At 39.2% G+C, this 14,789-nt stretch carries 14 protein-coding genes; 2 read left to right on the top strand and 12 right to left on the bottom strand.

Going from position 1 to position 14,789, the window contains the following annotated elements:
* Positions 1–104 precede the first annotated feature (104 nt).
* From cysI to AC1Q6O_RS22800, 7 genes are all read right to left on the bottom strand, one after another.
* On the bottom strand, positions 105–1,823 hold the full coding sequence (cysI, locus tag AC1Q6O_RS22830) for an assimilatory sulfite reductase (NADPH) hemoprotein subunit (RefSeq protein ID WP_492402279.1): 1,719 nt from the start codon (positions 1,821–1,823) through the stop codon (positions 105–107).
* Positions 1,824–1,910: 87 nt separating this feature from the next.
* On the bottom strand, positions 1,911–3,692 hold the full coding sequence (locus tag AC1Q6O_RS22825; RefSeq protein WP_375105995.1) for an assimilatory sulfite reductase (NADPH) flavoprotein subunit: 1,782 nt from the start codon (positions 3,690–3,692) through the stop codon (positions 1,911–1,913).
* 46 nt (positions 3,693–3,738) lie between these two features.
* The gene (locus AC1Q6O_RS22820; protein ID WP_008178096.1) at positions 3,739–3,888 is read right to left on the bottom strand and encodes a YezD family protein; all 150 of its coding nucleotides are present in this window, start codon (positions 3,886–3,888) and stop codon (positions 3,739–3,741) included.
* The gene (locus AC1Q6O_RS22815) at positions 3,888–4,628 is read right to left on the bottom strand and encodes a sirohydrochlorin chelatase (protein ID WP_492402277.1); all 741 of its coding nucleotides are present in this window, start codon (positions 4,626–4,628) and stop codon (positions 3,888–3,890) included. Before AC1Q6O_RS22815 ends, AC1Q6O_RS22820 begins: the two co-directional genes overlap by 1 nt.
* A gap of 12 nt (positions 4,629–4,640) precedes the next feature.
* Entirely contained in the window at positions 4,641–5,414 is a 774-nt protein-coding gene (gene cobA, locus AC1Q6O_RS22810) for a uroporphyrinogen-III C-methyltransferase (protein ID WP_089986181.1), read from the bottom strand.
* A 393-nt stretch (positions 5,415–5,807) separates the two neighbouring features.
* Complete coding sequence (locus AC1Q6O_RS22805) at positions 5,808–6,011, bottom strand: hypothetical protein (protein ID WP_008178090.1); 204 nt, start codon at positions 6,009–6,011, stop codon at positions 5,808–5,810.
* 134 nt (positions 6,012–6,145) lie between these two features.
* Entirely contained in the window at positions 6,146–7,654 is a 1,509-nt protein-coding gene (locus tag AC1Q6O_RS22800) for a leucyl aminopeptidase (RefSeq protein WP_008178088.1), read from the bottom strand.
* 123 nt (positions 7,655–7,777) lie between these two features.
* Between AC1Q6O_RS22800 and AC1Q6O_RS22795 the strand changes: the two genes are divergently transcribed.
* Entirely contained in the window at positions 7,778–8,260 is a 483-nt protein-coding gene (locus AC1Q6O_RS22795) for a divergent PAP2 family protein (RefSeq protein WP_008178086.1), read from the top strand.
* Positions 8,261–8,357: 97 nt separating this feature from the next.
* Here AC1Q6O_RS22795 and AC1Q6O_RS22790 read toward each other — a convergent pair whose 3' ends face one another.
* The 5 genes from AC1Q6O_RS22790 to AC1Q6O_RS22770 form a co-directional block, all read right to left on the bottom strand.
* The gene (locus AC1Q6O_RS22790; protein WP_004228336.1) at positions 8,358–8,687 is read right to left on the bottom strand and encodes a YuiB family protein; all 330 of its coding nucleotides are present in this window, start codon (positions 8,685–8,687) and stop codon (positions 8,358–8,360) included.
* Between the two features lie 201 nt (positions 8,688–8,888).
* Complete coding sequence (locus tag AC1Q6O_RS22785) at positions 8,889–10,682, bottom strand: carbon starvation CstA family protein (protein WP_008178083.1); 1,794 nt, start codon at positions 10,680–10,682, stop codon at positions 8,889–8,891.
* Between the two features lie 118 nt (positions 10,683–10,800).
* Complete coding sequence (locus AC1Q6O_RS22780) at positions 10,801–11,544, bottom strand: LytR/AlgR family response regulator transcription factor (RefSeq protein ID WP_008178082.1); 744 nt, start codon at positions 11,542–11,544, stop codon at positions 10,801–10,803.
* Positions 11,545–11,550: 6 nt separating this feature from the next.
* Positions 11,551–13,302 (bottom strand): LytS/YhcK type 5TM receptor domain-containing protein, encoded by a 1,752-nt coding sequence (locus tag AC1Q6O_RS22775; RefSeq protein ID WP_427071814.1) that lies wholly within the window; start codon positions 13,300–13,302, stop codon positions 11,551–11,553.
* A gap of 24 nt (positions 13,303–13,326) precedes the next feature.
* Positions 13,327–13,824, bottom strand: coding sequence for an NUDIX hydrolase (locus AC1Q6O_RS22770; protein WP_008178080.1), 498 nt, complete (start codon positions 13,822–13,824; stop codon positions 13,327–13,329).
* 167 nt (positions 13,825–13,991) lie between these two features.
* On the opposite strand from AC1Q6O_RS22770, the gene AC1Q6O_RS22765 reads away from it, so the two are divergent.
* On the top strand, positions 13,992–14,543 hold the full coding sequence (locus AC1Q6O_RS22765; RefSeq protein ID WP_346037646.1) for a hypothetical protein: 552 nt from the start codon (positions 13,992–13,994) through the stop codon (positions 14,541–14,543).
* Positions 14,544–14,789 lie beyond the last annotated feature (246 nt).

Here is a 14,789-nt window from a genome sequence, read left to right as displayed (position 1 = left end):
TACCGAAGTCATTTAATCGCTGTTTAATGTAGCAAATGGTCTTTTATTAAACTGTCTACTTTATAGGGTTCAGTTCAAAATTTGCTACATGGTTTTTATATTTATTATATGTGAAATTCTTTACCATCGTATACAGCCGTCACATATCCAGCACGAATGACAAAATCACCAAAATGCTCACCGTCTAAACGTTCCTTCGCATAATGTACAAGAATTGGTCGTAGCTCCGCTAGTATCTCTTCCTCACCTATATTTTCACGATAGATTTTATTCAATCGATTACCAGTAAAACTTGCTCCAAGATATAAATTGTATTTCCCAGGACCTTTACCGATAAAACCTATTTCAGCCATCGCTGCACGGGAGCAACCATTTGGACAGCCTGACATCCGAATAACAATTTCTGTATCATTTAACCCTGTTTCATCAATGATTGTTTCCATTTTTGTAATAAGAGATGGCAAATAACGTTCCGCCTCCGCCATGGCTAAACCACAGGTTGGTAAGGAGACACATGCAATGGAATTACGACGCAATGCAGAATAATGCGCACCATCCGTCAGCTTATATTGCTCTATAATAGCATCAATCTTTTTCTTTTTCTGTGGTGTTACATTACTAATCATTAAATTCTGGTTAGGAGTTAAACGGAAATCACCTGTATGCACCTTAGCTATTTCACGTAACCCTGTTAACAGCTCATAATCTTGAAAATCTTTAATGCGACCGTTTTGAATAAATAGCGTATAATGCCACTTACCCTCTGCCCCTTTAATCCAACCGAACTCATCTCCTGTACGTTCAAATGTATAAGGGCGCGCTTCTTGAATACTCCAACCCAAACGTCGCGTTAATTCTTCGTTAAACCATTCTAGTCCTCTTGCATCAATCGTATATTTGAAACGTGCATTTTTACGAACTGAGCGATTCCCATAATCCCGCTGAATTGTTATAATTTTTTCTGCTGTTTCCAGTAGTTTATCCGGTGTAATAAAGCCAATTTCACGCGCAAGCTGTGGATAGGTAGCATGATCGCCATGCGTCATCCCCATTCCTCCACCAACAGCTACATTAAAGCCAATAAGCTTTTGATCTTTTACGATCGCGATTAGTCCGATATCTTGTGAAAACACATCGACATCATTACTTGGCGGAATCGCAATGCCAATTTTAAATTTACGCGGCAAATATTGTTCTCCATAAATCGGTTCAATTTCTTCATCCTGACTGTCTATTACCTTTTCTCCATCTAACCATAATTCATGGTATGCACGTGTACGAGGTAGTAAATGCTCACTTAGTTTAGCAGACCAGTTATAAACTTCTTCATGTAATGCTGATTGATTTGGGTTTACATTACACATAACATTACGGTTTACATCCCCACAAGCAGCAAGAGAGTCCAATAACACGTCATTAATTTCTTGCATATATTTTTTGACATTCCATTTTAAAATACCGTGCACCTGAAACGCTTGACGTGTAGTTAGTTTTAAGGAGCCATTGCCATACTTTCTAGCCATTTCATCCATTACAAGCCATTGATCTGGGGTAGCCGCTCCTCCAGGTGTTCGTACGCGTACCATGAATTGATAGGCAGGCTCTAGTTTTTGTCGTTGTCTTTCAGTGCGAAGGTCTCGGTCATCCTGTAGGTAACTACCATGGAATTTCATTAAACGATTGTCATCCTCAGGAATACCAGAACTTAATGGATCATTCATAGTCCGTTCGAGTGTCCCACGAAGATAATTACTTTCCGTCTTAATACGCTCTACATCACTTGGTTTCCCTGACTGTGGAGGCAAAACAATTTTCTCTGTCATTCTTTATCGCTCCTTTAATCCATTACACCTCTCCAGAGGCTTTGCTTGCTAGCAAATAGTCATCTTCCTACGAGGAAGAGTTTTTTCTTAATAAACATCCCGTTGGTATCGTTTTTGTTGCTTTAGTTCTTGCACAAGGGCTTTTGCTTGCTCAGACGTTTTCTGCCCCTGCTGCTCTATAATACGGTGAATGGTTGCATCCACATCAGCTGCCATTGATTTCTCATCACCACATACATAAATGACAGCACCTTGCTCAAGCCATTCATAAAAATTAGCTGCATTCTCTTCCAATTTGTGTTGAACATAGATTTTTTTATCGGTATCACGTGAAAAGGCTATGTGCATTTGGCTTAATGTGCCAGAAGCTAGCCAGCGTTGCCAATCTGTTTGATAGAGGAAGTCTGTGACAAAATGCTGATCACCAAAAATGAGCCAAGCTTTCCCCTCTACCCCTAACTCTTCTCTTTCCTCTAGGAAAGCTCGATACGGTGCTATACCTGTGCCCGCGCCAATCATAATTATGGGCGTTTCCTTCTGCTCAGGTAATCTGAAATTTGGATTTTTATGAACATAGATTGGTAATGTAGCGCCAATTTGAAGTTCTGCCACACTACCTGAACATACTCCCAGACGTTGTCGACCATTCGTCTCATAGCTTACCTTGCTAATCGTTAAATGCACCTCATCATGATTCGCCAATTGGCTACTTGCAATGGAATACAGTCTTGATGGAATTTTTCGCAGAATATCTACGAATTGTTGCGCACTCCATGTGAAAGGAGCAAAATCCTCTACTACATCAAGTAAATCCCTTCCCTTGGCATAATCCTTCCATGCATTAGGTTCTTCTAATAACGATGAAAACTCATTATGTTCTGTGTAAGCTTTAATTTTTTCAAGAACTGGCTTAGATAACACTGTAATTTCCAATTTTTTTTGTAAGGCATTCTTTAAGGACACTGTTTCATCTAACACAGTCACTTCAGTAGCTGGATCAAATTGTAGTACTCCCAGTAATGCATCGACTAATGGTTCACTATTTTCCGGTTGAATCCCAATACTGTCTCCTGGCTCAAATTGAAAATTAGCACCTTCAATGGATAACTCTAGATGACGTGTCTCTTTGTTGGAGCCGCGACCATTTAGATTAATATTTTCTAACACTTCAGCGTAAAATGGATTTTTTCTTGAATATGTAGTAGCTCCTTGTATTTCATCGCTCTGTGTTGAAGTAACCGATATTGTAGTAGCCTGTTTGAGAAATTCTTGTTGAACAGCTGAGAACCATTGTGCAGCAGCGTCATCATAATCCACATCACAATCAGTACGAGGAACAATTCTTGTTGCACCTAGTTTGGCAAATTGCTCATCAAAGTCTTTACCTGTTTTACAGAAAAATTCATAGGAGCTATCCCCTAATGCAAGTACCGCATATTGAAGATGCTCTAGTTTTGGTGCTCGTTTACTATGCAAAAATTCATAGAACTGGATCGCCTGATCAGGTGGATCACCCTCACCATGTGTACTCACAATAAGTAATAGATTGGTGATTTTCTTTAAGTTACTTGCTTTAAATTTCCCTAATGATGAGACAGTAACGTCTACGTTTTGAGCCTTTAATAGAGAGGCATATTTTTCAGCTAGCCCTTGACTATTACCTGTTTGGGAACCATATAAAATCGTCATGGTTTTCGTAATAGGGGCTGCTGCAGGGATCGTCTCAACTACGACCTCCTGAGTAGCTTGTGGTGCACTTAAATAACCGTTTAACCAAATTTTTTGCTCTAGTGTTAATTGAGGTAAAAGTTCGTTTAATAATTTTACCTGCTCTTCATTAAATGGACTGTTTATAACTTGCAGTTTCAATCTTTGCCACCTCGCGAATCGTTATCATTTCATCCTCTAAAAAGAATTATCGGAGTCTTATTTTTTCTTTCTTTTCGATTTGAACCACATAAGAGTTTTGAACAATCAAAGTAATCGAACCATGGTTCACAGTATTTAGCATTTGGCGGACATTATCTAATGCTAGATTTACATTTTCAAGCCTTTTATCTGCCATTATGAAACACCTTCCTCTTTGAAATGTAGTAATTCATCAATACGTTCCACTAACACTTTTTTTACATTGACGTCATAACCTAAGCTTTCACATAACATCATGTTGTTGTTAGATAGTCCTTGTAATCGCTTTGTTATGCTTTGCCGTAAGATACCTGTAAATAAGAGATACGGCACAATAAAAACTTGATGCTGCCTCTCTTTTTCATGCTGGAGCCAGTCATCAAAACTCGGACCCATCCCATATAAGAAGCAAGTATCTACTGTTTGATAGTTGTATTTCATTCGCAATCTTGTTGCAATTTCAGCTAAATCTCTCTTTACGGTCGGATCACTACTGCCACGTCCTATTAGTAAAACACTTGCTTCGCAGTTAGGCTGCTGCTTTTCTAAAATCCTAGCCTGCAACGTGTCAATGATTCGTTCATGAATGCCTAATGGTTCACCGTAGGAAAAATGGATATGCGGATAGAGCTTTTGAGCTTCGGCAATTTCTCTTGGAATATCTTGCTTCGCATGCTGTGCAGCTAGCAATAGAATAGGCATAACAGCAATCATAGTTGCCCCTTGTCTAACACAGTTGGCAATCCCCTCTGCAATGGTAGGTGTTGCAAGCTCCAAAAAGCATATTTCCTGAATAGATACATGAACCTCTTGTTGAACGCCTTGTAGAAAAGCTACAGCTTGATCTGTACCTGCCTTAACACGACTACCATGAGCAATATATAAAATAGCCTGCATAAAGTCACATCCTTACCCCGTAACTTGGATTGGTTGTGGACTGTTATGCTCGAACCAATGTATCGTTTCTCTTAATGCCACAACCTCTCCAACTAAAATGATACTCGGATTCTGAATATTTTCTGTTTGAACGATTTCTTCAATTGTTGCTAAAGTACCCGTAACCGTTTTTTGCTTATCAGCAAAAGTTCCCCAATGAATAACGGCTACAGGTGTTCCTTCCTCACGTCCATATTTGAGAAGTTGCTGTCGGATGTACGGCAGATTACCTACTCCCATATAAATAGCAATCGTATCGATTCCTTTTGCAAGACTTTCCCAACGTATTGCATCATCTTTTCCTTCCTGCATATGTCCCGTAACCATGGCAAAACTTGAGCTTAGATCCCGATGTGTCACAGGAATTCCTGCATAGGCCGGGGCTGCTATACCTGAAGTAATCCCTGGTACAATTTCAAATGGAATATGATGTTTGGCTAGCACTTCAGCCTCCTCTGCCCCTCTTCCGAAGACAAATGGGTCACCTCCCTTTAATCTTGTAACGATTAACCCTTGCTGTGCATAACTGACAAGCGTTTGGTTAATATGCTCCTGAATCATGGCATGTTGTTGTGGCAGTTTTCCGCAAAATATTAATTGAGCGTCTTGTCGAGCATAGTTTAATAGCTCTTTATTTATGAGTCTGTCATATAAAATGACATCTGCACATTCAATACAACGTAAACCCTTGACCGTAATAAGATCCACATCCCCAGGACCAGCACCAACGATATATACTTTCCCCATTCCATTTCACTCCTTCTATCCGTTGCGCCTTCGCGTCATGGTGTCCTGTTTTTAGTTGACGGAGTAGCAACCGTCACGCCCTTTGACATCCACAAGCGGTTGTGTCTCCAAATGGTGGCGTTTGAACAAATTTTTGATTCTCCCTATAGAGGAAAAAGATTGCTGTCATCAAGGTAAAGAAAAAAGGCTAATATTATCCCTAGGCACAAAAATGCCTATGAACAATAAAAGCCTCTAGTTTGCTAGTCAGCTACTTTTTTAATTCTTAGTAATATAATAAGAATAATAAATAATTTAGTATATTCTGTCAACCCAAAATTTGATACTTCCTCAACACAACAAAAAACCAGTTGCCGTTTTTGACTAGGCAACTGGATTATTTATTTTATGTTCTTACCAGCGTCTACGATACCGTGGTTCTGGTCGGAAAAATGGACCAGGCGGATATGGCCGATAGTTTGGATAATATGGATTGTAAGGATATTGATTAAATTGAGAACCTAGGAAACTTCCTAAAAAGCCACCGAAAAACGGTGCACCGAATGGCCAAATACCTCCTCCAAATCCTCCTCCTGGGTAACCTCCGAAATTACGCATATGCTACCTCCCTTTTTATTCTATCGTATGAAGGAAGATGCATCTATCATATGTACATTGCCTAATCTATCGGGATAAGTGCTGCAAATACAAAAAATCAGCGGAAAGACAATCCCGCTGATCAAAATATTCTATTATTTTTCTTCACCTAAACGTTGGACAAAATTAGCAAGTGTACGTACCATCACACCTGTACCACCTTTAGGACCTAGATCATGGACAGCTACTGCATCGGATGTTCCGGCAATATCAAGGTGAATCCAAGGTGTTTCACCAACAAATTCTCCGACAAAGCCCCCACCAAAAATCATATGTCCATCACGACCAGGTGAGTTGTTTAAATCTGCCACATCAGATTTACGAATTCTCTTTTTATCATTCTCTGTCAAAGGCATACGCCAAACAAATTCATCCGTTTCCTCTGCTGCTTCCATAAATGCTGCAAAAAATTCATCATCATTAGAAAGAGCACCTGTTTTATCCATACCTAGCGCAGTAATGACGCCTCCTGTTAAAGTGGCGACATCAATTAGCGATGCAGCCCCTTGCTGCTTCGCATATGTAGTTGCATCTGCCAGAACTAAACGTCCTTCTGCATCCGTATTTAAAACTTCCACTGTTTTGCCACTATACGTTGTAATGACATCATCTGGTTTAAATGCTGTGTCAGATACCATATTATCTGTAGATCCGATAACCGCCACTACATTTTTATTTGGACGTAATTCACCGATAATTTTCATGGCACCAAGCACTGCTGCTGCACCGCCCATATCGCCTTTCATCCCAACCATTGAGTCTTTTGGTTTTAAGGAATAGCCACCTGTATCATATGTTACACCTTTACCAACGAGACCAATTGGATTTTCAAAATCATCAGACGCTTTATATTTTAATGTGATTAATCGAGGTTCTTCGAAAGAGCCTTGGTTGACACTTAAAATGCCGCCCATTCCCAATTCTTCTAATTGCGCTTTACCTAGAATTTCTACTTCAAAGTCATATTCACTTGCCAAAGATTCCGCATAGTTTGCTAAATCAGTTGCCGTTAGTAAATTCGGTGGTAAATTAATTAAGCTACGTGCCTCATTCACTGCATCCGCATAAATGACGCCGACCTCAAAGCCAGCTACAACTTCGTCTAAATCCCCTGCTGTCGTCACTAGATGAACAGCATCAATACGTTTATCCACTTCGTTTGAAGTTGTTTTGTAATGAGGAATAGAATAATAGCCTAGACCAGTTCCTTCACCCGCTAAGAAGGCTACATCAGTCACTGAAATTGTTTCTGTTGTAAATGATTCAAGCCAGATGGAATACTCTTTTACTTTTAAGGCTCTTAGCTCTTTCCCAACTAAACCAAAGGCTGCTCGAATATCCCCTTCTGTTAGGTTTTTACGCTCATCTAGCCCTACAAATAAAATACGTTTTAAATTGGCATGATCCTTCACAAATGGCAGCTTCGTTAGCTTCTTAAGCTCAGTTGAAACGTCTCCCGCGCTAACCCACATATCAAGTGATTCACCATAAAAAGATGAAAAGCTTGCCCAATCCTGCATTTGCTCACGGTGTTTAGTGACACCCACCACTAATAATTCAGTAGAAATTGTTTCAAATGTCTTTGCTTCTTTTACAATATTCATGTAAATTCCTCCATTCCATCTACTATTATAACGAAGTTTCTGAAAAGCGCGTAATATTTGCCTATATCTTCTTTTAGAAAATAATGAATGTTATAATAAAAGCAATTATTTGCGAAGGTTGTGATGAATTTGAGTTTACTTCAAAATACCCCATTACTGATTGCCCTCTTTTCGGTTATCTTTGCTCAGTTTGTCAAGATTCCCATCCATTTTCTAATGACCAGACAGGTGAAATGGAGCCTCTTTACTTCTACAGGCGGAATGCCTAGCTCTCACTCCGCTTCTGTTACTGGACTGGCAACCTCTATTGCTTATGAGACGGGTTTAGCATCCCCTATTTTTGCCGTAGCCGCAATGTTTTCCATTATTGTTATGTACGACGCAAGTGGTGTACGTTACCAAGCTGGGCAACATGCTGTGATTTTAAATCAATTGCGTAAGGATTTCCAAACACTGCTTCATGATTTTAAAAAATGGCCTCAGATGGATGGGCAAGAGAAAATGGAGGAATTAAAAACGTTATTAGGACACAAACGAAGTGAAGTATTTTTTGGGGCGCTCACAGGTATTTTTATCGCCATCATAACCTACGAATTTTTCATATGATAGCTAAGACACATCCTTTTATGATGGAGGATGTGTTTTTTATCGAATAAAAAAAGTACTCTTCTTTCATGCAATAGAAAGAAGAATACTAAGTAAATTAGAACATGCGATATCCACTTTTTCGTAAATAAATCATCACAATGCCTGCCACGATGGAGCCTGCAAAGCCGCCTGATAAAATAGCAATATCTACAAACTGAAGGGCTTGTAATTTATCGATTAACGCTGGAAATGCAGAACCTGGCTTGAAAATATAATCTAAGAAGCTTACTTCATCCACGATAAAGATCACAACAATTGGATATACAATCGCCATTAACCACGTCATACGTAACAGCATGTTTAATAAGAATCCGATACCAAAGAACATGACGAAAAATAACAAAATAGAAATGATTAACTGTACTAATGAAACTGGACCATCCATGTATGTATAACCTCCGTTTTCCTCTCATTAGTTTACATGATTACGACAACGCTTTCAATGAACATATCCTTGTTTTCGCTTGTTCGACATATTTATGAAATCATTTACGGTGATTGTGATTGATCATGGATATTTTATCCTAGCAAATACCAAAAAACTATTGAAGACCATTTCTTATCTCCAATAGTTTCTTCTATTACATTATGAAGTTGATTGAGTTAATACGAACTTTGGAGATTTCCATAGCTGTGCCCATTTCTTAAACGCTGAAATAACGATGAGTAGTCCTAGCATCAGCATGATAACGGATAAGATGCCGTTTAACATATTAAAGCCGGCAGCTGCTGGATTCCAATAAACGTTTTTAATCATCCAATAACCAGCCACATTCACAGTGATGTATAAATAAGTTAATGGGATAAAACAAGTTAGTGCATAGATTCGTTTATCTGCCACCTTCAGTACCATCGTCACTCCACATACTAAACCAATTGCCGCCATTAGCTGATTGGATACACCAAATAATACCCAAATGGAGCTAATATCCCCTGAATACAATAAATAACCCCACATAAAGCAAGCAAGTGCACTAGCGAAAATTGTTCCTGGTATCCAATTAGTACGCTTTAATGGCTTATAAACATTGCCCCCAAAGTCTTGAATTAAATAGCGTGCCACCCGTGTTCCTGCGTCTATCGCTGTTAGAATAAAGACAGCCTCAAACATAATGACAAATTGATAGAAATAGGAGGATAACTCCGCAAACCAAGGAATACCTGTAAAAATATCCGTCATTCCGACGGCTAATGTCACGGCTCCTCCTGTTCGTCCCTCTAAGTCCATTCCAATACTTTGAGATAATGCTTGTAAATGAACAGGCTCCATTCCTAATGAAGCAAAAACTGCTGGCGCTGAGTTAATGGCAAAATAGTCTGCTGGATGAAGGGCTGTAGCTGCAATTAACGCCATCACACCTACTAACGACTCAACTAACATTGCTCCAAAGCCAACGATTCGAATATCTTCCCAACGGTCAATCATTTTAGGTGTCGTTCCTGAGCCTACAAAGGCATGGAAGCCGGAAATAGCCCCACAGGCAATCGTAATGGATACAAATGGCCACACAGGACCTGCAATTACCGGACCTCCACCATGAATAAACTCTGTAAATGGTGGGAACTGAATAGCTGGGTTAACGAAAAAGACACCGATAATTAAAGCGATGAACACCCCAATTTTCATGAAACTACTTAAATAATCACGTGGAGCTAATAATAGCCACACAGGTAATGCCGCTGCAAAAAATGCATAGATAGGTAAAATAATTGCTAATGTATCACGGTCAAATGTTAAAAAATCACCAAATGCAGTTCCTTGAATAAGCGGCCCAATAAATACGCCTATCATTAATAAAACAAACCCAACTGCAGACGTAACAAGTAAATTGCCTGTTTTACGATAAGCAATACCCACAAGCATAGCAATTGGAATGGTGATCCCTACTGCAAACGTCCCCCATGGATTGCGTTCTAAAGCTCCTAAAACTACCATAGAAAGACCTGCCATTGTAATTGTAATAATAAACAGCATAGCAAGGCCTGTACAGAAGCCAGCAATCGGACCGAGCTCTTCCTTCATCACTTCGGATAAAGACTTACCACCATGGCGCATAGAAGCAAATAACACGACTGCATCATGGACAGCTCCCCCAATGACAGCCCCTATTAATAACCATAGAAGGCCAGGTAAATAACCAAACTGTGCAGCTAAAATCGGTCCTACTAATGGCCCCGCAGCAGCGATGGCTGCAAAGTGATGCCCAAAGGTTACCCATTTATTCGTCGGAACATAGTCTTTACCATCTTCCAAAGCGTGGGCGGGCGTGGGCGTATCATCCTTTATTTTCAGTACCTTTTTTGTAAAAAATATGCCATACAAACGATAGCTAATCACTAAAATACAAATAGAGCCTATCACAATTGTAATCGCATTCATGCAAACACCCCTTTTACTTTTTCCACATCATAGCAAAGGAATGTCCACGATATTCATAAAATTAACTGAAATGTCAGAATTAAAAGTTGAAACGTAGGTTTCTACCGCTGAAATGCAACTACCTCGACAGGTCAAAAATTTTCCGCACATCCTTCATATAGAGCCTACTGACAGGAATGGAATGTCTGTTATCCAAAATTAAATTATATTTAGAACTACTCCAAGGCTCTAGCTCCACAATATGCTCTAAATTTACGATAAACGCACGATGGACACGCACAAATCCTTTTAATGTTAGCTTCTTTTCTAATGCTGCCAATGACTCCGAAGCAAAGAACCTTCCTTGCTCTGTGACAACCACCGTTTTACTGTCCTCCGATGTACAATATAAAATATCCTGTATTTTCATTAATAGAATTCGATCGTTGACATAAACCGTTAATTTATCAAGCTTGTCCAGCTGTGAAATCTTTATTTCTTCCATCGTTTTCGCCTGTGCGGCTCTTTTTTTAGCTACTAGCTTTTCTACAGCAGCTTGTACTCGTTGTGCTTCAAAAGGTTTCAGAATATAATCAAAGGCATTCACCTCAAATGCCTGTAATGCGTATTCATCAAAGGCAGTAGCAAAGATAATTTCGGGTCTTTTTGTATGCAACAGTAATTGTTTTGCTAAATCAAGTCCATTATTCATGCCTAACTCAATATCTAAAAATACACAATCAACCTGTTCATACTGTGTCGTGTTGTAAAAATCCTTAAGACTTTCAGATTCACCACAAACATTTACTAACGCTGTTTGCTCTAATAAATAGCGCAATTCAGCGCGTGCCAACGGTTCATCATCCACAATGTATACATTCAATCTCTTTTACTCCCATCTAGTCGCCTTTAACGGCAGTTGAATCATTATTTTTGTTCCTACATCCAATGTACTCACTATATGAAAATCAGCGTCTGAGCCATAAATTTCATGAATACGCTGATAAATATTCCACAACGCCGTTCCAGTCCCTTGCTCCGATTGCATAATCCGTTTACCGAGCTGCTTTACCTGCTCTTTTCTCATGCCACAGCCGTTATCTTCAGTTAGCAAAACTAGCTTATCGTTCACTCGTTGTACTTTGACAAAAATCTTGCCTTCCTTACGATTTTTAAACGCATGATAAATAGCATTTTCAACCAGAGGCTGTAAAGTAAATGGTGGAATCTGCACATCGAAAAGTGATTCATCCATGATAAACTCTACTTCGTAACGATTAGGAAACCTTGTCTGCTCAATGGATAAATAAGCCTCAACATGATCAATTTCATTTTTCAATGGAATAAGCATTTGCCGTGCACCTTGTAAATTGCTTCTAAAAAATGTACTAAGCTTGATCAATAATGCTCTTGCCTCATCTGCATCTGTACGGATCAAGCTTGATATCGTATTAAGGCTGTTAAAGAAGAAATGAGGATGAACCTGTGCCTGTAACGCTTTAATTTCAGCATCCTTTAATAACTTTCTCTGTTGTTCAATTTCAGCATATTCCAGCTGTGAAGAGAATAGTCTACTTAAGCCCTCCGCAAGCTCCTTCTTCACCCCTGTTAATGAATCTGCCTTCGTGAAATACAGCTTTAGGCTTCCAACCGTGCGATGCTGTACCATTAAAGGCAAAACAATGGCGGCGCTTAAAGGACAATCATCATGTGGACATTGAATTTCCTTTGCCGAAGTAGCCATTAAAATTTCCCCTTCCTCTAGTACTCGCTTCGTCAAAGCCGTCATAATTTCCCGATGAATTAAATGATGGTCTTCCCCAACGCCAACATGGGCTAATACACCGTTTTTATCCGTAATGGCAACCGCCTCTACACTAATTTCTCTTTTAATAATTTCAGCCACCGTCTGACAGGATTCCTCATTCAAGCCTTTTCGGAAATGCTCAATCGTTTGTTGAGCAATTGAAAATGCTTGATGTGTTTGCAATGCCTTTGTTCGTTCTTCTTCATCAATAAATGTTTTTATAATCATAAAAAATAAGAAGATTCCAAAGGCATTCATCAAGATCATTGGCATGGCAATTAATGTTACTAGCTGCAAAGCCTGCTCGAATGGCTTCGCAACTACTAAAATCACCAACATCTGTATCGTCTCTGCACAAATTCCAATGATAACAGCTTTCTTAAAGGAAAAAGTTTGACGTATTTTGAAACGGTTACTTAATCCACCGGTCATAAAGCCTGCTAAAATCGTCGAAATGCCACAGGCGATCGCTGTAAAGCCCCCTAGTGTCATACGGTGAATCCCTGCTATAATCCCAACACATACACCAACAAGGGGTCCACCGAAAATGCCTGCAATCGCTACACCAATTAATCTCGTATTGGCAATAGCCTCCTCAGCATTAATCGTACTATGTATCATCTGATTTAACGGGTGTATCGTACCGCTTTCAATTTTAATCCCTGTATAACTACTAATAATACATAAACTACTAAAGACAATGATGAGCCATATTTTCTCCTTCGATCCTTGCTCCTGAAACAGCTTCTCTCGAAACAGCCTCCACCTTGACATTAAAAAGGCAAACACAATGATCAGCCCAACGCGCTCTAACATAAATAAAAATAGCTCCATCATAGGTCCCCTCCCAAAGTCATATCATTTTTTAAAGAACAGTCGATACGAGGTATACCCAAAAATATCGCCAGGATTAATCCCCTCTATCGCATCTAGCTGATGGTTTTCGAATTGATTGGATGCCATTTCTTTTAACATAACGGAGGTAGTTTCATCTTGTGCGAGCTCCTGTGGATACAACCATTTGGCCTCCAGTATTTCTTTTTCCTGAATGCATACCTGCTGCTGTTCATCTAGCATACGACAATAAAAAATCGCCATATTATCACTGATATCATCACGGATAACGCCTGTACGAAATCCAATTAAGCCTGATACACTGCAATCTATTCCTGTTTCTTCTTTTATTTCACGGATGACCGCCTCATCCACGGTTTCACCAGCGTTAACAAATCCTGCCGGCAATGACCAACGCCCTTTCAATCCGCTATACGCTTTTTTCACAACTAACCATTGCCCAAGCTCATTCACTGTAACACCCGATACGCCCAGCCATATTTTCCCTCGATCTTTTCTCATAACCTTCACCTCTATATTTCTATTATACCTGCTTGCTTTCAGTGGAATGAAGATTTTATTCAGAATTTTAAGACCAATTTTAATAATTCAAAAGAATGCATAGACAATCCTTATTTGTAAATATGTTACACTTAGTGTACCAATCATTTTATAAGAAAGGAGATTGTATGTTACATGCACTATCAGTACGAGCAAAGTACTTTATAGCAGCCCTTATCGTAGCGATACTCACACCCTTTTTAGCCTTCTTTACGCCTCTAACCATATCGCAGACATTCTATGCTCATAGAGAGGATGTCGTCCTGATGACACCACCTAGCAACTTTATTATGCTATTAATAGCTTTAGGCTTGATCTTCGTAGTTTTCATTGTACTCGGATTAAAAAGGAATCCAAACATCTACACCCTTGCATGCGTCATCATCATAAGTAGTATCGTATTAGGTTATTATTCTTTATTAAGCTATAGCGCCATACAAAAGGATCAAATCGTTTTTCAACAGTATCACCATCAAACTATTTATAAATGGCAAGATTTAAATGAGGTTATCTATGAATACGAAATAGGTACGTTTGGAACCTATTACTTTCAAACTAAAAGCAATGAACAATTTATCATTGAGGAAAATGGACAATTTGGTCTTGATGAAAAGAGGACCATCTTTAAGCTAGCAGTTTTAAACGGAGTAAAGTTTATGGAGCGTGAAAAGTCTGATTAACTCCATGCTAAAAGGCTTCTTTCATCACCAGCGAAAGAAGCACTTTTCTTATTTTCACTTTGTTTCAATAATCCAGCAATCGTCAGAGAAGATTTTTTCATAAAATAAAAGCCATCCCCTCAACCACTGAACTGCCCCGTAAAAGTTAGACATTAATCTAACTTTTACGGGGGTTTTTTTATGACAAAAGTAAGTGTTGAACAACGTATTCAAGCAGTTCAACGATATTTAAATGGAAATGAAACT

The organism is Lysinibacillus sp. GW823-FHT06C08 (assembly GCF_058795135.1).
The sequence above is the reverse complement of the archived record's forward strand: the minus strand, read 5'-3'. Positions and strand labels throughout refer to the sequence as shown.